The organism is Streptomyces sp. NPDC001492, assembly GCF_053597275.1.
Genome location: NZ_JBSFHW010000016.1, coordinates 121900 through 140426, shown reverse-complemented (window position 1 = coordinate 140426; position 18527 = coordinate 121900). Strand labels below are relative to the sequence as shown.

12 protein-coding genes are annotated in these 18527 nt (G+C 69.6%); 6 read left to right on the top strand and 6 right to left on the bottom strand.

What is annotated here, in order from left to right; translation table 11 throughout:
• Positions 1 to 54 precede the first annotated feature (54 nt).
• Positions 55 to 954, bottom strand: coding sequence for a tRNA (adenine-N1)-methyltransferase (locus ACWC1K_RS21675; RefSeq protein ID WP_351466181.1), 900 nt, complete (start codon positions 952 to 954; stop codon positions 55 to 57).
• A gap of 38 nt (positions 955 to 992) precedes the next feature.
• Positions 993 to 2468, bottom strand: coding sequence for a site-2 protease family protein (locus tag ACWC1K_RS21670; protein ID WP_450833450.1), 1476 nt, complete (start codon positions 2466 to 2468; stop codon positions 993 to 995).
• 174 nt (positions 2469 to 2642) lie between these two features.
• Here ACWC1K_RS21670 and ACWC1K_RS21665 point away from each other — a divergent pair, with 174 nt between their 5' ends.
• A complete protein-coding gene (locus tag ACWC1K_RS21665; RefSeq protein ID WP_450833448.1) occupies positions 2643 to 3587 on the top strand; it encodes a RecB family exonuclease in 945 nt (314 codons plus the stop codon).
• 482 nt (positions 3588 to 4069) lie between these two features.
• Positions 4070 to 4741 (top strand): response regulator, encoded by a 672-nt coding sequence (locus ACWC1K_RS21660; protein WP_099927643.1) that lies wholly within the window; start codon positions 4070 to 4072, stop codon positions 4739 to 4741.
• Positions 4742 to 4811: 70 nt separating this feature from the next.
• Here the strand turns inward: ACWC1K_RS21660 and ACWC1K_RS21655 are convergent, their stop codons facing one another.
• From ACWC1K_RS21655 to metH, 4 genes are all read right to left on the bottom strand, one after another.
• On the bottom strand, positions 4812 to 6392 hold the full coding sequence (locus ACWC1K_RS21655) for an ABC transporter substrate-binding protein (protein WP_450833446.1): 1581 nt from the start codon (positions 6390 to 6392) through the stop codon (positions 4812 to 4814).
• 68 nt (positions 6393 to 6460) lie between these two features.
• The gene (locus ACWC1K_RS21650; RefSeq protein WP_450833445.1) at positions 6461 to 8065 is read right to left on the bottom strand and encodes an ABC transporter substrate-binding protein; all 1605 of its coding nucleotides are present in this window, start codon (positions 8063 to 8065) and stop codon (positions 6461 to 6463) included.
• Between the two features lie 463 nt (positions 8066 to 8528).
• Positions 8529 to 9224 carry an HAD family hydrolase gene (locus ACWC1K_RS21645; protein WP_450833444.1) on the bottom strand — a complete coding sequence of 232 codons (696 nt, stop codon included), beginning with the start codon at positions 9222 to 9224 and terminating at the stop codon, positions 8529 to 8531.
• 197 nt (positions 9225 to 9421) lie between these two features.
• The gene (metH, locus tag ACWC1K_RS21640) at positions 9422 to 12943 is read right to left on the bottom strand and encodes a methionine synthase (protein WP_450833442.1); all 3522 of its coding nucleotides are present in this window, start codon (positions 12941 to 12943) and stop codon (positions 9422 to 9424) included.
• A 295-nt stretch (positions 12944 to 13238) separates the two neighbouring features.
• On the opposite strand from metH, the gene ACWC1K_RS21635 reads away from it, so the two are divergent.
• From ACWC1K_RS21635 to ACWC1K_RS21620, 4 genes are all read left to right on the top strand, one after another.
• The gene (locus ACWC1K_RS21635; protein ID WP_099927649.1) at positions 13239 to 14003 is read left to right on the top strand and encodes an IclR family transcriptional regulator; all 765 of its coding nucleotides are present in this window, start codon (positions 13239 to 13241) and stop codon (positions 14001 to 14003) included.
• A 387-nt stretch (positions 14004 to 14390) separates the two neighbouring features.
• On the top strand, positions 14391 to 15191 hold the full coding sequence (locus tag ACWC1K_RS21630) for an MIP/aquaporin family protein (protein WP_450833441.1): 801 nt from the start codon (positions 14391 to 14393) through the stop codon (positions 15189 to 15191).
• 78 nt (positions 15192 to 15269) lie between these two features.
• Complete coding sequence (gene glpK / locus ACWC1K_RS21625) at positions 15270 to 16811, top strand: glycerol kinase GlpK (RefSeq protein WP_450833439.1); 1542 nt, start codon at positions 15270 to 15272, stop codon at positions 16809 to 16811.
• A 52-nt stretch (positions 16812 to 16863) separates the two neighbouring features.
• Positions 16864 to 18480: an FAD-dependent oxidoreductase gene (locus tag ACWC1K_RS21620; RefSeq protein WP_450833438.1), complete on the top strand. Its 1617-nt coding sequence runs from the start codon at positions 16864 to 16866 to the stop codon at positions 18478 to 18480.
• The last annotated feature ends 47 nt before the right edge of the window (positions 18481 to 18527 follow it).

The window sequence follows — 18527 nt, the reverse complement described above, 5'->3', positions numbered from 1 at the left end:
ATGTCCGGGAACTCGGCGGCAGCGCCCTTTCGTTGGGTGCGGTGTGCGGCCGCGTCAGCGGCCGCCTCCGTCGGCGTTGGGGCCGGCGTAGTCCTCGCCGTAGGCGCCCTTGGCGGGGCGGCGGCGGCGCATGGGCGGCTCGACGCCGTCGGCGAGGCGGCGGGCGGTGAGCAGGAAGCCGGTGTGGCCGATCATCCGGTGGTCCGGGCGGACGGCGAGGCCCTCGATGTGCCAGTTGCGGATCATCGTCTCCCAGGCGGTCGGCTCGTTGAAGGAGCCGATCTCGCGGATGGACTCGACGGTCCGGGCGAGCTGGGTGGTGGTGGCGACGTAGCAGCAGAGGATGCCGCCGGGGACGAGCGCCTTGGAGACGGCCTCCAGGCACTCCCAGGGGGCGAGCATGTCGAGGATGACGCGGTCGACGTCGGTGTCGGAGAGGTTGTCCTGGAGGTCGCCGACGGTGAGCTGCCAGGCGGGGTGCGGGCCGCCGAAGTAGCGCTCGACGTTCTGCTGGGCGATCTCGGCGAAGTCCTCGCGGCGCTCGTAGCTGTGCAGCATGCCCTGGTCGCCGATGGCGCGCAGCAGGAAGCTGCTGAGCGAGCCCGAGCCGACGCCGGCCTCGACGACGCGCGCGCCGGGGAAGATGTCGGCGAAGGCGAGGATCTGCCCGGCGTCCTTGGGGTAGACGACGGCGGCCCCGCGGGGCATGGACAGGACGTAGTCGGGGAGCAGGGGGCGCAGCGCGAGGTAGGCGACGTTCCCGGTGGTGCGGACAACGCTGCCCTCGGGAGCACCGATCAGCTCGTCGTGCGGGAAGGAACCCTTGTGGGTGTGGAAGTTCTTCCCGTCCTCGAGCGTGAACGTGTAGTGGCGGCCCTTGGGGTCGGTCAGCTGAACCTGGTCCCCGACCTTGAAGGGCCCGCGCCTGCGGGCGGCACCGGTCGGTTCGGACATGTGAACAGACTACCGGGGTTTGCGGGGGCCGCCGACCACTAGGACGAGGGCCTGGCCATGGCTTTCACGAAGGCGCGCTCGACGTCGGCGGCGGACAGGACGCCGTAGATCTCGCCGGTCTCCTCGACCACGAGGTATTCGGTGGCGGGGGTGGCCCGCAGGACGTCGAGGAGGTCTTCGCCGGCGAGTTCCGCGGAGACGCGCATGCCGTCGGTGAGGTCCTGGGCGAGGCCGCTGACGGCGACCCAGGGGCGGCGGTGTTCGGGTACGCCGACGATGGCGGCCTCGCGGACGAGGGAGAGCGGGTTGCCTTCGGGGTCGACGACGACCAGGGCGCGGGCGCCGGCGGCGTTCGCGCGGCGCAGTGCCTCGGACAGGGGGGTGTCGGTCTCGACGGGGACGGCGCGGCGGGTGAGGTTGCGGGCGCGCAGTTCCGGCAGGTGTTCCCTGAGGCGGGCCATGCGGAGGCTGTTGCCGGCGCCGGTCCAGATGATGGCGGCGAGGATGGCGGCGAGCAGGGCGTCGGTGACGGTGTCCATGCCGACGCTGTCCTCGGCGGTGGTGCCGAGGGCGCCGGAATGGGTGAGCAGCGGGAGGCCGATGAGGACCGAGACGGCGAGGGCGCGGCCGACCCAGGCAGCGGCGATGGTGCCGCTCATGGGCCTGCCGGTGATCTTCCAGACGACGGCGCGGAGCATCCGGCCGCCGTCGAGGGGCAGGCCGGGCAGGAGGTTGAAGGCGGCCACGATGAGGTTGGAGATCATCAGGCCGGCCAGCAGGACGCCGGGGACGGTGCCGGGCTCGACGGGTTGCAGGGCGACGTAGAAGAGGCCGGCGAGGACGAGCGACAGCAGCGGGCCGACGAAGGCGAGGACGAATTCGCGGCCGGGTGTCTCGGCCTCTTTCTCGATCTCGGAGACGCCGCCGAAGAACTGGAGCTGGATGCGGCGGACGGGGAGTTTGAAGCGCAGGGCCGCGACGGTGTGGGCCAGTTCGTGGACGAGGACGGAGGCGTAGAACGCGACGGCGAAGAAGAGGGACACGAGGTAGCGGGCGGCGCCGAGTTCGGGCAGGACGCGGTCGAGCTGGCCGCCGAAGACCCAGGTGATCAGGGCGGCGACGAGGAACCAGCTGGGCGCTACGTACACGGGCACGCCGAAGGGGCGGCCCATGAGGAGGCCGCCGCCGGGTTCCCGGGGGCGCTTGGGCGGGCGGTTCTTGGCGGTGGCGGAGTGGGCGAAGGTGCGCTCGTCCACCGGGCCGTTCGCCTCGGGGCCCTCCGCGGGGCTCTTCTCCGGGGCGGGCGTGTCATCTGGCGCGGGCCGGTTCTCGTGCTCGCCGGTGGTCGCGGGTTTGGTGCCGTTGTCCGGCGCGGGGTTGTCCTCGGCGGCCGTCGGGGGCTGTTGGTCGGCCGGGGCGGGCTCGGGGGCGGCCGGGGCCGCCGACCCTGCGTGGTGCTCGGCCGGCTCGTCGGTGCCGGGCCGCGGCTGCCCGCTCCCGCCGCTCTCGTCCACGATGTCCCCTCGTTCGAAGCGTCTCCCGCGCCTGCCGGGCGGAAGGGTCTCGGGTCGATGGTATGCGGCCGCCGGGAGGCGTTCCGCTCCGGCACCCCTTCTCTTTCCCCAGGCGTCGCAGGTGTCACGGCCGCGGGCGGGTCACTGTCAGTGGCGGGCCGTATGGTCTGGGGCATGGAGACGAGTACGGAGGGCGCGGCGGAGGCCCCCAGCAGCGAGGTGGCGCAGGCGGATGCGCCGGTGGCGGTGGAGCAGGCGGAAGCGGCGCCGCCGGTCGAGACGGCGGGCACCAGCCCGCGCGTCGCCATAGCGCCGGCCAGTCTGTCGCCCTCGCGGGCCAGTGACTTCATGCAGTGCCCCCTGCTCTACCGGTTCCGTGTCATCGACCGGCTGCCCGAGAAGCCGAGCGAGGCGGCGACCCGGGGCACGCTGGTGCATGCGGTGCTGGAGCGGCTCTTCGACGCCCCGGCCGCGGAGCGGACCGCGCCGCGCGCCAAGTCCCTGATCCCCGGGCAGTGGGACCGGCTGCGGGAGAGCCGGCCGGAAGTGGTGGAGCTGTTCGAGGACGATCCGCAGGGCGAGCGGCTGGCCCGCTGGCTGGGCGAGGCGGAGCAGCTCGTCGAGCGCTGGTTCACGCTGGAGGATCCGACCCGGCTGGAGCCGGCCGAGCGGGAGCTGTTCGTGCAGGCCGAGCTGGACTCGGGACTGATGCTGCGCGGGATCATCGACCGGGTGGACGTGGCGCCCACGGGCGAGGTGCGGATCGTCGACTACAAGACGGGCAAGGCGCCGCGTCCGGAGTACGCCGAGGGCGCGCTGTTCCAGATGAAGTTCTACGCCCTGGTGGTGTGGCGGCTGAAGAACGTGGTGCCGAGGCGGCTGCAGCTCGTGTATCTGGGCAGCGGGGACGTGTTGACCTACGACCCCGTCCTCGCCGACCTGGAGCGGGTCGAGCGCAAGCTGCTCGCGCTGTGGGAGGCGATCCGCCAGGCCACGGAGTCGGGAGACTGGCGTCCGCGCCCCACCAAGCTGTGCGGCTGGTGCGACCACCAGGCGCACTGCCCGGAATTCGGCGGCACTCCCCCGCCGTACCCACTGCCGCTCAGAACCGGCGAATAAACCCCCCTGCGCCCGAGGGGCGGTCCGGCAACACACCGGGCGAGCCTGCCGCGCTCCGCCGCGCAGGCACCGGCTTGCTCTGCCGTGCCGGGCCGCCTGGGCCCACCGCCAGGGCGGCACGGGAGGGCACCCCCGCAGGCGCGGGCAACCGAAGCCGACAAGGCAGGCAGCCACTCCGGCGAGGCAGCGACGCACCGCGCGTGCATGGCGCACGCCGCCGCGCAGGCACCGGCTTGCTCTGCCGTGCCGGGCCGCCTGGGCCCACCGCCAGGGCGGCACGGGAGGGCGCAGACGGCACCCCCCGCAGGCGCGCGCAACCGAAGCCGACAAGGCAGGCAGCCACTCCGGCGAGGCAGCGACGCACCGCCTGTGCATGCCGTGCGATGCCGTGCAGGCTTGGGTTTGTTCGCCGGTCTGAGGGCGGCCGAGTCCGCGGGCGTCCCGCAGGGCAGAATGGGGCCGGACTAGCGAAGGAGACTTACGTGGCCATCCGCGTCCTACTGGTCGACGACCAGCCGCTGCTGCGTACCGGCTTCCGGATGATCCTGGAGGCCGAGCAGGACATCGCGGTCGTCGGCGAGGCCGGAGACGGCCTCCAGGCCCTCGACCAGGTGCGGGCGCTGCAGCCCGATGTGGTCCTGATGGACATCCGTATGCCCCGTATGGACGGGGTGGAGGCGACCCGGCAGATCACCGGGCCCGGGCGGGACGGCCCGGCGAAGGTGCTGGTGCTGACCACGTTCGACCTCGACGAGTACGTGGTGGAGGCGCTGCGGGCGGGTGCAAGCGGCTTTCTGCTGAAGGACGCGCCGGCCAACGAGCTGGTGCAGGCGATCCGGGTGGTGGCGGGCGGTGAGGCCATGCTGGCGCCGAGCATCACCCGGCGGCTGCTGGACAAGTACGCCACGCATCTGCCCTCCGGGGACGAGCCCGTGCCGGACACGCTGCACACGCTGACCGAGCGCGAGGTGGAGGTGCTGAAGCTGGTGGCCCGCGGCCTGTCCAACGCGGAGATCGCCGCCGATCTGTTCGTCAGCGAGACCACCGTCAAGACGCACGTGGGTCATGTGCTGACGAAGCTGGGGCTGCGTGACCGGGTGCAGGCCGCGGTGTATGCGTACGAGAGCGGGCTGGTGCGTCCCGGCGCGCAGTAGCGGCAGCCGGTACGACACGAAGGGCGCCCTCTCGCGCTGAGGGCGCCCTTCGTCTGCGTACGGCCGTCGCTCAGCCCTTGCTGAGTTCCCAGAACCGGAAGACCGTCGACGCGTCGAGGCAGTACTCGAGGCCGTAGACGTTCTCGCGGGTGACCGCGTACTGCTTGGCCTGCCAGACCGGGAGGACGGGCAGCTGGTCGGCGACGATGTCCTGCAGTCTGCCGTAGTCGTTGTCGGTCGCGGCGCGGTCGCTCTCGGCGGCGGTACGCGGGATGAGGGTGCCGGTGATCATGCGGTTGTTGTAGTTGTTGCTCAGCACGTTGCCCCGGCCGAAGAAGGGCGCCGTGAAGTTGTCGGCGTCCGGGTAGTCGGGCACCCAGCCCTTCACGTACACGCCGTACTTGCCCTTGGCGATGTCCTTCTCGTACTGGTCGAAGGCCACGGACTTGACGTCGGCCCGGAAGAGGCCGCTGGCGTTGAGCTGGCCCGCGATCGCCTTCAGCTCCTGGTCGGTGGCCGGGCCGTAGCGCGACGGGGTGGACCAGAGAGTCAGCTTCACCTTGCCGGTGATGCCCTCGTTCCTCAGGGCGGCGGCGGCCTTGGCCGGTGAGGGGCTGGCGCCGTAGGTGTCGAAGAAGGCCGTGTTGTGGCCGGCGATGCCCGCCGGGATGATCGAGTACAGCGGGGTGGCCGTGCCCTGGTAGACGTCCTTGATGAGGGCGTCGCGGTCGAGCAGGTAGGCGATGGCCTTGCGCACGCCCAGCTTCCCGGTGACCGGGTCCTTCATGTTGAAGACCAGGTGCTGGACCTCGGCGCTGCTGCCCTCGACGACCTCGGCCTTGGAGTTGTTGTCGGCGTTCTGGATGTCGGCGATGTCGCGCGCGCTGAGACCCCGGTAGGCGATGTCGACGGTGCCGTCGAGCAGCGCCTTCTTCAGGGCGGACGGGTCACCGTGGAAGAACTTCAGCGTCACGCCGGAGTTCTTCGCCTTCGCGTTGCCCCGATAGTTGCCGTTGACCGAGAAGACGGCCTTGTCGCCGCCGAACGAGTCCAGCTTGTACGGGCCGGAGCCGACCGCCTGGCCGTCCTTGCGCAGCTTGTTCCCGTCGTACTGGGTGTGGTCGACGATGGAGCCCGCACCGGAGGCGATCTTGCTCGGGAAGGTGGCGTCGGGCACCTTCAGCCGGAAGACGACGGTCGTGGCGTCCGGCGTGTCGACCTTGTCCAGCATGGGGAACATGATGGCCGGACCGGCAGCGTCGTTGATCTTGAGCATGCGGTCGAAGGAGAACTTGACGTCCTTCGAGGTGAGCGGGTCACCGTTGCTGAACTTGAGGCCGTCCTTGAGGGTGCACCGGTAGACCTTGGTGGACGTGTCGGTGAAGGTGCACGACTTGGCGGCCTCCGGCTCGGGCTCCGTGCCTCCGTCGGGGAAGCTGAGCAGCGACTGGAAGACGTTGTTGAACAACAGCCAGGAACCCGGGTCGTAACCGGAGGCGGGGTCGGTGGCCAGGACGTCGTCCGACATTCCCATGACGACGGATGAGCCGGTCCCCCCGGAGTCCGAGCCGCTCGTTCCGCATCCGGTCAGCAGGCCGGAGGCCAGCCCCGCCACTACGGGCAGGACTGGCCACTGGTTACGCATGTTCACTGCTTGTGCCTTCTCGTCGGGTTCGGAACCCCGGGGCCACACTCCCCGGGCCCCGGGGACGAGAGAGATCAGCCGCTCACGCCACGGCCGAGCTCCCACAGCTGCAGGGTCGAGGAGGAGTTGAGCGCGTACGCGGTCCCCGTGACGTCACCACGGGCGGCGACGTACTGCTTACCCTGCCACAGCGGCAGGATCGGGACGTCGTCGGCCACGATGTCCTGGATCTCGGTCAGGTTGGAGGAGGCCGCGAGGCGGTCGGCCTCGCGACGGGACGCCGGGATCAGCGTGTTGATGATCTTGCTGTTGCGGTAGGGCGACTTGAGGAAGTTGTCCTTGTCGAGGAAGGGCGCGAGGTAGTTGTCGGCGTCCGGGAAGTCCGGGAACCAGCCCATGCCCCAGACGTCGTACTTGCCCTTGCGCTCGGCCGGGACGAACTTCGTCCAGGGCGAGCCCTGGATGTCGACGTCGAACAGTCCGCTGTCGTTGAGCTGCTTCTGAAGGACCTCGAACTCCTTCTTGGTGGCCGAGCCGTAGTGGTCGGTCGTGTAGTGCAGCGTCAGCTTCACCGGGGTGGTGATGTTGGCGGCGGTCAGCAGGGCCTTGGCCTTGGCGGTGCTGGGGTCGCCGTACTTGTTGAAGAACGAGTTGGAGTGGCCGGTGATGCTCGCCGGGACCAGCGAGTACAGCGGCTCGGCCTGGGTGCCGTAGACCTTGGCGACGATCTCGCCGCGGTTGATCAGCTGGGCCATCGCCTGGCGGACGGCCTTGTTCTTCACGGTCGGCGCGTCGGTGTTGAAGGCGAGGTAGCGGATCTCCAGACCTGCCATCTCGACCAGGTCCTCGTTGGTGTCCGTGCCGGCGGACAGCTTCTGGATCTGCTCCGGCGCCATGGTGCGGGTCATGACGTCGATGTCACCCTTGTCGAGGGCCTTGCCCATCGCGTCGCCGTCCGCGTAGGAGATCATGTCGACCTTGGAGTTGTTCACCTTCAGCGTCCCCTTGTAGTTGGGGTTCTTGGTGAACGAGGCCTTGACGATCTCGTCGTTCTTGACGTCGGCGGAAAGGGTGTACGGGCCGGATCCGTCGACGTCGAAGCCGTCGCGCAACTTGTTCTTCTCGTAGTCGGCGGGATTGACGATGCCCGCGACCGGAGTCGACAGCTTGTACGGGAAGGTGGCGTCCGCGGTCCTCAGGTGGAAGATGACCTGGTTGTCGCCCTGCGTCTCGACGGTGTCGATGGTGTTGAGCAGGGCGGAGACACCGGAGTCGGCCTTGATGGCGCGAGCGCGGTCGATGGAGTACTTCACATCGGCCGCGGTGATCTTGTCACCGTTGGAGAACTTCAGGCCGTCGCGCAGCGTGCAGGCGTAGCGCTCGTTGCCCGAGTCGGTGAAGCCGCAGCTCTGCGCGGCCTCGGGCACGGGGTCGCCCTCGCCCTTCGGCTGGATCATCAGGGTCTGCACGGTCTGGCGCAGGATGTTCCAGGTGCCGACGTCGTACGCGTACGCCGGATCGAGCGGCGCGGGTGCGTCCTTCGTGGCGGTGAACCGGTCCGTGGTGCCGACGACGATCGCGTCCCCGCCGCTGCCGCTGCTGTCGGAACTGCCACAGGCGGCGAGCACGGGTGCGAGCAGGCCGACCACGGCCGGCAGCACCAAAGTCTTGCGGTTCATGCTCGTGTTTCTCCAGAGCTGTTCAGGTCCGTGTATCCGGCATGCAGGGGTGTCGCGGCGGATCACGGGGGTACAGGCGATGGTTCTCGCGACGAGATTAGTCCGCACCAGCACAGCGGTTCGCAGTCACCGGAGTTGAGGCCCCATCACGCAGCGAAACCGGTTGCGGACAGACCGAAAACCCGACCGGGGAAGGATTCGTGCAGCGTTCCATCAATCAGGACACAAGGGCACGTCCTCGCACCCCGAAACGGGGCGAAGAGCACAGCCTGCACGACCTGTCGAGGCCCGGGTGAGTGGGGAACCTCACATGCCCAATGGTCGGGATGGGCGCCGGAATTGGACCGCCCACCGCGCTTCGAATTCCCTCGTACACCAGCCCCGGGAATTCATGTCCTATCAGCTCTGCACGCTGGGTGAACGCTCAGCGCATTTCCGTCATCAAGTATCGATCAGTGGATGATCAGAGCGTGATCAATCCGCGCAGAAATGCCAGGTCGACGTCTTCGAGAGAGGGGACGACGGTGCGCCGGGCGGCGGGGGCGATGGGGGCCACCGAGGGCACCGCGACCACATGGCAGCCGGCCGCCTCGGCCGACGCGACACCGGTCGCGGTGTCCTCGACGACCGCGCATCTGCCCGGATCCACTCCCAGTCCGGCGGCCGCGGTCAGATACGGGTCGGGGTGCGGCTTGGTGCGCGGCACCTCGTCGCCGGCCACCGACAGGGCGAAGTGCTGCGGGCCGAGGGAGGTGAGCACGCGGTCGATGATGCGCCGGTGGGAGGCGGAGACCAGGGCGGTGGGGATCTCGTACTCGGAGAGTTCGGCGAGCAGCCGGGCGGCGCCCGGCATCAGCGGCAGGGCGCGGTCGATGCGGTCCTCGAAGCCCTGGTTGAGCAGCATCGAGAGTTCGGCGAGGGTGATGTCGGCGCCGGTGGCCTCGATCAGGAACCCCGCGCTGCGGGTCATGGGGCCGCCGACCACGACATGGCGCCAGGTGTCGTCCAGGGTGTGGCCGAGGCCGGCGAAGACCTCCACCTCGACGTCCCACCAGAAGCCCTCGGTGTCCACGAGGGTTCCGTCCATGTCGAGAAGTACGGCCTGCAGGGCTGAGCCTTCGGCCGTACGGGTTCCGAGCGCGGGGACCGTACTGGTCATCCGGGCGCACCTCCTTGAGGGGCGAGCAGGCCGGTTCCCGCGCGGGGAACCGGCCTGCAGTGGACCGACCAGTGTACGACTGTTGCGGCCGAAGCGCCTCGTTTATCCGGCGTGGTCCGGGGCACATCGTGTATACCGCCGGGGGCCGCCTTGACGTGCGCCGATGTGCCGTCGGGGGACCTTTCCGCCGGGCTTTTTCAGCGGGCGTTGAAGTACTTCGCCTCGGGGTGGTGGATCACGATCGCGTCGGTGGACTGCTCCGGGTGCAGCTGGAACTCCTCGGAGAGGTGGACCCCGATGCGCTCCGGCTGCAGCAGGTCGGCGATCTTGGCGCGGTCCTCCAGGTCGGGGCAGGCGCCGTAGCCGAGGGAGAAACGGGCACCGCGGTACTTCAGGGCGAACATGTCCTCGATCTCGCTCGGGTCCTCGCCGGCGAAGCCCAGCTCGGAACGCACGCGCGCGTGCCAGTACTCGGCGAGCGCCTCAGCCAACTGGACGGACAGGCCGTGCAGTTCGAGGTAGTCGCGGTACGCGTTGGCCTCGAACATACGGGCCGTCTCCTCGCCGATCCGCGAGCCGACGGTGACGACCTGCAGGCCGACCACGTCAGTCTCCCCCGCCTCCTCGGGGCGGAAGAAGTCCGCCAGGCACAGCCGGCGGCCGCGGCGCTGGCGCGGGAAGGTGAAGCGGGTGCGCTCGTTGCCCTGTTCGTCCAGGATGATCAGGTCGTCGTCCTTGGAGACGCACGGGAAGTAGCCGTAGACCACGGCGGCTTCCAGCAGGTTGTCGGTCTGCAGCCGGTCCAGCAGACCGCGCAGCCGCGGCCGGCCTTCGGTCTCGACGAGCTCCTCGTACGTCGGTCCCTCGCCGGTGCGGGCCTGCTTGAGGCCCCACTGGCCCTTGAACAGGGCGCCTTCGTCGAGCCAGCTCGCGTACTCCTTGAGCTGGATGCCCTTGATGACGCGGGTACCCCAGAAGGGCGGGGTGGGAATCGGATTGTCGGTGGCGACGTCGGAGCGGACGTGCCCCTCCTCGGGGTGCTCCTCCACCTCGACGGCCGAAGTCGCCCGCACCCGGCGCTGCTTGAGCTCCGGCAGCGTCACGCCGGGCACGCCGCGCTTGACGCCGATCAGCGCGTCCATCAGGCGCAGGCCCTCGAACGCGTCGCGGGCGTAGCGGACTTCGCCCTCGTAGATCTCGTGGAGGTCCTGCTCGACGTAGGCGCGGGTGAGGGCCGCGCCGCCGAGGATGACCGGGTAGTCGGCCGCGAGGCCGCGCTGGTTGAGCTCCTCCAGGTTCTCCTTCATGATCACCGTGGACTTGACCAGGAGCCCGGACATGCCGATGACGTCGGCCTTGTGCTCGGCGGCGGCGTCCAGGATCGCGGAGACCGGCTGCTTGATGCCGAGGTTGACGACGTTGTAGCCGTTGTTGGACAGGATGATGTCGACGAGGTTCTTGCCGATGTCGTGCACGTCGCCGCGGACGGTGGCGAGCACGATGGTGCCCTTGCCGGCCTCGTCACCCTCGACCTTCTCCATGTGCGGTTCGAGGTGGGCGACGGCGGTCTTCATGACCTCGGCGGACTGGAGCACGAACGGCAGCTGCATCTGGCCGGAGCCGAACAGCTCTCCGACGACCTTCATGCCGTCCAGGAGCGTCTCGTTGACGATGTCGAGGGCCTTGCGGGTCTGGAGGGCCTCGTCGAGGTCGGCCTCCAGGCCGTTGCGCTCGCCGTCGATGATGCGGCGCTTGAGGCGCTCCTCCAGCGGGAGGGCGGCCAGCTCCTCGGCCTTGCCGGCCTTCAGCGACTTCGCGGTGGCGCCCTCGAAGAGGGCCATCAGCTTCTGCAGCGGGTCATAACCCTCGGCGCGGCGGTCGTAGATGAGGTCGAGGGCCGTCTGGACCTCTTCCTCGCTGAACCGGGCGATCGGCAGGATCTTCGAGGCGTGCACGATCGCCGAGTCCAGGCCCGCCTTGACGCACTCGTCGAGGAAGACGGAGTTGAGCAGGATGCGCGCGGCCGGGTTGAGGCCGAAGGAGATGTTCGACAGGCCCAGCGTGGTCTGTACGTCCGGGTGGCGGCGCTTGAGCTCGCGGATCGCCTCGATGGTGGCGATGCCGTCCCCCCGGGACTCCTCCTGACCGGTGCAGATGGTGAAGGTCAGGGTGTCGATGAGGATGTCCGACTCGTGGATGCCCCAGTTGCCGGTGAGGTCGTCGATGAGCCGCTCGGCGATCTCGACCTTCTTCTCCGGAGTGCGGGCCTGGCCCTCCTCGTCGATGGTCAGCGCGATCAGTGCGGCGCCGTGCTCCTGCGCCAGCTTGGTGACCTTCGCGAAGCGGGACTCGGGGCCGTCTCCGTCCTCGTAGTTGACGGAGTTGATGACCGCGCGGCCGCCGAGCTTCTCCAGGCCCGCCTTGATGACGTCGACCTCGGTGGAGTCCAGCACGATCGGCAGGGTGGAGGCGGTGGCGAAGCGGCCGGCCAGCTCCTCCATGTCGGCGACGCCGTCCCGGCCGACGTAGTCCACACACAGGTCCAGCATGTGGGCGCCCTCGCGGATCTGGTCGCGGGCCATCTCCACACAGTCGTCCCAGCGGCCGGCCAGCATGGCCTCGCGGAACTTCTTGGAGCCGTTGGCGTTGGTGCGCTCGCCGATCGCCAGGTACGAGGTGTCCTGGCGGAACGGCACGGTCTGGTAGAGGGAGGCGGCACCCGACTCGGGCTGGGGGTTGCGCTCGGTGGGGGCCAGGTCACGGACCCGCTCGACGACCTGGCGCAGGTGCTCGGGGGTGGTGCCGCAGCAGCCGCCGACGAGGGAGAGACCGTACTCGCGGACGAAGGTCTCCTGGGCGTCGGCGAGCTCCGGCGCCGTGAGGGGGTAGTGGGCGCCGTCCTTGCCGAGGACCGGAAGGCCCGCGTTGGGCATGCAGGACAGCTGGATGCGCGAGTGGCGGGCCAGGTAGCGCAGGTGCTCGCTCATCTCGGCCGGGCCGGTCGCGCAGTTCAGGCCGATCATGTCGATGCCGAGCGGCTCCAGGGCCGTCAGTGCGGCGCCGATCTCCGAGCCGAGCAGCATGGTGCCGGTCGTCTCCACCGTCACCGACACGATCAGCGGGACCTGGTACCCGGCGGTCTCCATGGCCCGGCGGGCGGCCAGGACGGAGGCCTTGGTCTGCAGCAGGTCCTGGGTGGTCTCGACGAGCAGCGCGTCCGCGCCGCCGGCGAGCAGGCCCTCGGCGTTCTGCTGGTAGGCGTCACGGATGGCCGTGAAGGTGGTGTGGCCGAGGGTGGGCAGCTTGGTGCCGGGGCCCATCGATCCGAGCACCCAGCGCTGTCGGCCGTCGCGGGCGGCGAACTCGTCCGCCGTCTCACGGGCGATGCGGGCGCCGGCCTCGGACAGCTCGGCGACACGCTCGGGGATGTCGTACTCGCCGAGAGCGGTGAGGTTCGCACCGAAGGTGTTGGTCTCCACGCAGTCCACGCCCGCGTCGAAGTACGCGGAGTGCACCGAGCGGACGATGTCGGGGCGGGTGACGTTGAGGACCTCGTTGCAGCCCTCCAGCTGCTGGAAGTCGTCCAGCGTGGGGTCCTGCGCCTGCAGCATGGTGCCCATGGCTCCGTCGGCGACCACCACTCGGGTGGCGAGCGCCTCACGAAGCTCGGACACACGGGTCCGGCTGTCGGCGGAAGGGGTCTGTGGCGACGAGGCCATGAAGGGGCTCCCTTAGATGCGACGGCTGTCGGCTTTGCGTCTGTCCGGGATCTGCCCCCGGCAGGCGCACCTCGCCAGGGTAACCGTGGTCGGCCTGGGATGGTCAGGGGCGTCCACGGGACGGACGAGGATGACGGGCAGGTCACTGCCGGGATACCAGTGACACAACAGAACCCGACGGAAACGGACCGACCATTAGCGGGAGGTCGACATCGACCGGTAGTGTTCGACATTGCCGAACAGCGGCAGCGACGTCGCTACGTCGACGGTCGAAGGGGACGGAGGCAGTACGGCGATGGCACGGAACATCCAGTCGCTCGAACGGGCGGCCGCGATGCTGCGGCTGCTCGCGGGCGGCGAGCGACGGCTCGGCCTCTCGGACATCGCCTCGTCACTGGGCCTCGCCAAGGGCACCGCCCACGGGATTCTGCGCACCCTCCAGCAGGAGGGTTTCGTCGAGCAGGACGACGCCTCCGGGCGCTATCAGCTGGGCGCCGAACTGCTGCGTCTCGGCACCACCTATCTCGACGTGCACGAGCTGCGGGCGCGCGCCCTGGTGTGGACGGACGACCTGGCCCGGTCCAGTGGGGAGAGCGTGTATCTCGGCGTCCTGCACCAGCAGGGCGTACTGATCGTGCACCACGTCTTCCGGCCCGACGACAGCCGTCAAGTGCTGGAGATAGGGGCCATGCAGCCCCTGCACTCCACGGCCCTGGGCAAGGTCCTGTCGGCCTACGACCCGGTCGCGCACAGCGAGGCCATCGAGGCCGACCGCAAGCCCTTCACCGACCGCACCGTGTGCGAGCAGGAGGACTTCGAGCACATCCTCGACCTCTCGCGTGCGCGGGGCTACGCGGCCGACGTCGAGGAGACCTGGGAGGGCGTCGCGTCCGTCGCCGCGCCCATCCACGACCGGCGGCGGATGCCCGTGGGCGCGGTGGGGATCACCGGCGCCGTGGAGCGGCTGTGCCGGGACGGCGAGCTGCGCCCGGAGCTGATCGCCGCGGTGCGCGACTGCGCCCGTGCGGTCTCGCGGGACCTGGGCGCCGGGCGGTTCTGAGCGGCACAGCGAGACGCGGGAGAGGGCCGGGGCGTCGGGCGACGTCCCGGCCTCTGCCGTGCCCGGAGACGGCCGGGCGAACCGCCCGGTCGGTACGCGCGGTGCTTGTTACCCGGCCGTACGCAGTCATACGCATCTGACCTGCAAGATCGACTGTTCACAGGCGATCGATAACGATCGCATTTTCGCGAACAGAGCCCTTGACGCACCCCTGACGCCGGAGCAAGACTCCCGTCCATCGGTCGGCATTGTCGAACACCTACCGGCAATACGCGCTAGAGTGTGACAACGCCAAGGGCCGGTATTCGCTCTCACCCCCGAGGGCAGCTCGAACTCCCGGAGGGACCCGGGGTTCGGTCCCCTGGACGAAGGACAAAGGAGTCGCGGGTGTCCAGCTCCGACATCTTCATCGGCGAGACCATCGGTACCGCCATACTCATCCTGCTCGGCGGCGGCGTCTGCGCCGCCGTGACGCTGAAGGCCTCCAAGGCCCGTAACGCCGGCTGGCTGGCCATCACCTTCGGGTGGGGCTTCGCGGTACTCACGGCGGTCTACACCTCGGCGCCGCTCTCCGGCGCCCACCTCAACCCGGCCGTCACGCTCGCACTCGCGCTCAAGAAGGACGGCATCGCCTGGAGCGACGTCCCGGTCTACTGGGGCGGGCAGCTGCTCGGCGCCGCGATCGGCGCGGCCCTGGTCTGGGTCGCCTACTACGGTCAGTTCCACGCGCACCTCACCGACAAGGAGATCGTCGGCGGTCCGGGTGCGCAGGCCACGGCGGCCAAGGCCGTCGAGGCCCAGGAGAAGGGCGCCGGCCCGGTCCTGGGCATCTTCTCCACCGGCCCCGAGGTCCGGGTCGCCTGGCAGAACATCGCCACGGAGGTCATCGGCACCATCGTGCTGGTGCTCGCCGTCCTCACGCAGGGCCTCAACGACAGCGGCAAGGGCCTGGGTGTCCTGGGTGCCCTGATCACCTCGCTCGTCGTCGTCTCCATCGGTCTGTCCCTGGGCGGTCCGACCGGCTACGCGATCAACCCGGCCCGTGACCTCGGTCCGCGCATCGTGCACGCCCTCCTGCCCCTGCCCAACAAGGGCGGCTCCGACTGGGGTTACGCCTGGGTCCCGGTCGTCGGTCCCCTGATCGGCGCCGCGATCGCTGCAGGCATCTACAACGTCGCTTTTGCTTAAGAGCACCAGCCTTCACCGCACTTAAACAGCACCGCGCCGTACAGACAGCCCCTATCCACGGAACTTCAGGAGCACACCGTGACCGACGCCCACACCGCCGGCCCCTTCATCGCCGCGATCGACCAGGGCACCACCTCTTCCCGCTGCATCGTCTTCGACCGCGACGGACGTATCGTCTCCGTGGACCAGAAGGAGCACGAGCAGATCTTCCCGAAGCCGGGCTGGGTCGAGCACAACGCCAACGAGATCTGGACCAACGTCCAGGAAGTCGTCGCCGGAGCCATCCAGAAGGCCGGCATCACCCGTGACGACATCAAGGCCATCGGCATCACCAACCAGCGCGAGACCACGCTGCTCTGGGACAAGAACACCGGTGAGCCCGTCCACAACGCCATCGTCTGGCAGGACACCCGCACCGACGCCCTGTGCAAGGAGCTCGGGCGCAACGTCGGCCAGGACCGCTTCCGCCGCGAGACGGGCCTTCCGCTGGCCTCCTACTTCGCCGGCCCCAAGGCCCGCTGGCTGCTCGACAACGTCGAGGGCCTGCGCGAGCGCGCCGAGGCGGGCGACATCCTCTTCGGCACCATGGACACCTGGGTCATCTGGAACCTGACCGGTGGTGTCGACGGCGGCAAGCACTACACCGACGTCACCAACGCCTCCCGCACCATGCTGATGAACCTGCACACGCTGGAGTGGGACGAGAAGATCGCCGAGTCCATCGGCGTCCCGCTGGCGATGCTGCCGGAGATCCGCTCCTCCGCCGAGGTCTACGGCGAGATCAAGGGCGGCAAGCTGGGCGAGCTGCTCGGCGGCATCCCGGTCGCCTCCGCGCTCGGCGACCAGCAGGCGGCCCTGTTCGGCCAGACCTGTTTCGCGGAGGGCGAGGCCAAGTCGACCTACGGCACCGGCACCTTCATGCTGCTGAACACCGGCGAGAAGATCATCAACTCGTACAGCGGCCTGCTGACCACCGTCGGCTACCGCATCGGCGACGACAAGCCGGTCTACGCCCTGGAGGGCTCGATCGCCGTCACCGGTTCGCTGGTGCAGTGGATGCGCGACCAGATGGGTCTGATCTCCACCGCAGCCGAGATCGAGACGCTCGCGCTCTCGGTCGAGGACAACGGCGGCGCCTACTTCGTGCCGGCCTTCTCCGGTCTGTTCGCCCCGCACTGGCGCTCCGACGCCCGCGGTGTGATCGCCGGCCTCACCCGGTACGTCACCAAGGCGCACCTCGCGCGCGCCGTCCTGGAGGCCACCGCCTGGCAGACCCGTGAGATCACGGACGCCATGACCAAGGACTCGGGCGTCGAGCTCGCGGCCCTCAAGGTCGACGGCGGCATGACCTCCAACAACCTGCTGATGCAGACCCTCTCGGACTTCCTGGACGCCCCCGTGGTGCGCCCCATGGTCGCCGAGACGACCTGCCTCGGTGCCGCCTACGCCGCCGGTCTCGCCGTCGGCTTCTGGACCAGCACCGACGACCTGCGTGCCAACTGGCGCCGGGCCGCCGAGTGGACCCCCCGCATGGACGCGGAGACCCGCGACCGTGAGTACAAGACCTGGCTCAAGGCCGTCGAGCGGACCATGGGCTGGATCGAGGACGAAGAGAGCTGACGAGGGCTCTGCCAAGTCCCTCGAAAGCTCTGATGAGGAGTAAGAACCCGAAATGACCAGTCAGTCCACCCTGCAGTCCGTGCCTGCCCTGGGGACGCGCCCGGCCTCCGGCTCCAACCCGAGCCGCGCCGAGACCCGGGAACAGCTCGCCAAGGCGTCGTACGACCTCCTCGTGATCGGCGGCGGCATCCTGGGCATCTCCACCGCCTGGCACGCCGCGCAGTCCGGCCTCAGGGTGGCGCTGGTCGACGCCGGCGACTTCGCCGGCGCCACCTCTTCCGCCTCCTCCAAGCTGCTCCACGGCGGTCTGCGCTATCTGCAGACCGGCGCGGTGAAGCTGGTGGCGGAGAACCACTTCGAGCGCCGTGCGGTGTCTCGTCAGGTGGCCCCCCACCTGGCGAACCCGCTCACGTTCTACCTCCCCGTGTACAAGGGCGGGCCGCACGGCGCTGCGAAGCTGGGGGCGGGCGTCTTCGCCTACTCCGCGCTCTCCGCGTTCGGTGACGGCGTCGGCCACCTCCTGTCCCCCGCCAAGGCGGCGCAGGACGTGCCCGAGCTGCGCACCGAGAACCTCAAGGCCGTCGCCGTCTACGGCGACGACCAGATGAACGACGCGCGCATGGCGCTGATGACGGTCCGCGCGGCCGTCGAGGCGGGCGCCGTCGTCCTCAACCACGCCGAGGTGACCGGTCTCCGGTTCACCAAGGGCCGGGTGACGGGTGCGGACCTCAAGGACCGTACGACGGGTGACGAGTTCGGCGTCAACGCCCGTCTGGTGCTGAACGCGACCGGCCCGTGGGTCGACCACCTGCGCCGTATGGAGGACCCGAATGCCGCGCCGTCGATCCGGCTCTCGAAGGGCGCGCATCTGGTCCTGAAGCGCACCTCCCCCTGGAAGGCCGCGCTCGCCACCCCCATCGACAAGTACCGCATCACCTTCGCCCTCCCCTGGGAGGACATGCTGCTTCTCGGCACGACCGACGAGGAGTTCGAGGGCGACCCGGCGGATGTCTCGGTCACCGAGAAGGACATATCCCAGATCCTGGACGAGGCGGCGTTCTCCGTCCGGGACCAGCAGCTCAGCCGAGACCTGATCACGTACTCCTTCGCGGGTCTGCGCGTGCTGCCGGGCGGCCCCGGCGACACGGCGAAGGCCAAGCGCGAGACCGTCGTGACGGAAGGCCGGGGCGGGATGCTGTCCGTCGCCGGCGGCAAGTGGACGACCTTCCGGCACATCGGCCGTACGGTGATGCAGAAGCTGGAGGCGCTGCCGGGCGCTCCCCTGGGTGACGACTTCGAGCCCATCTCCTCGCTGCCGAAGAAGCTGCCGCTGCCGGGTGTCGCCAACCCGCGCGCGGTCGCCCACCGACTGCTGGTGGACAACCCGGCGCCCGGTCCGCGCATGGCTGCCGACACGGCCAAGCACCTGGCCACGCACTACGGTTCGCTGTCCTTCGACATCGCCCGCCTCGCCAACGAGAACCCGGAGCTGGGCGAGCGTGTCCACCCCGACGCTCCGGAGATCTGGGCGCAGGTGGTGTACGCCCGGGACCACGAGTGGGCCGAGACGGCGGACGACGTACTGCGGCGTCGTACGACGCTGACGATCCGGGGCCTGGCCACGGACGAGGTCCGCGCCAAGGTCCAGGACCTGCTCGACAAGAAGTGACCTCGCGCCGGCCTTTTCCCTGACCAGGGCCGGCACGATCGGGGATC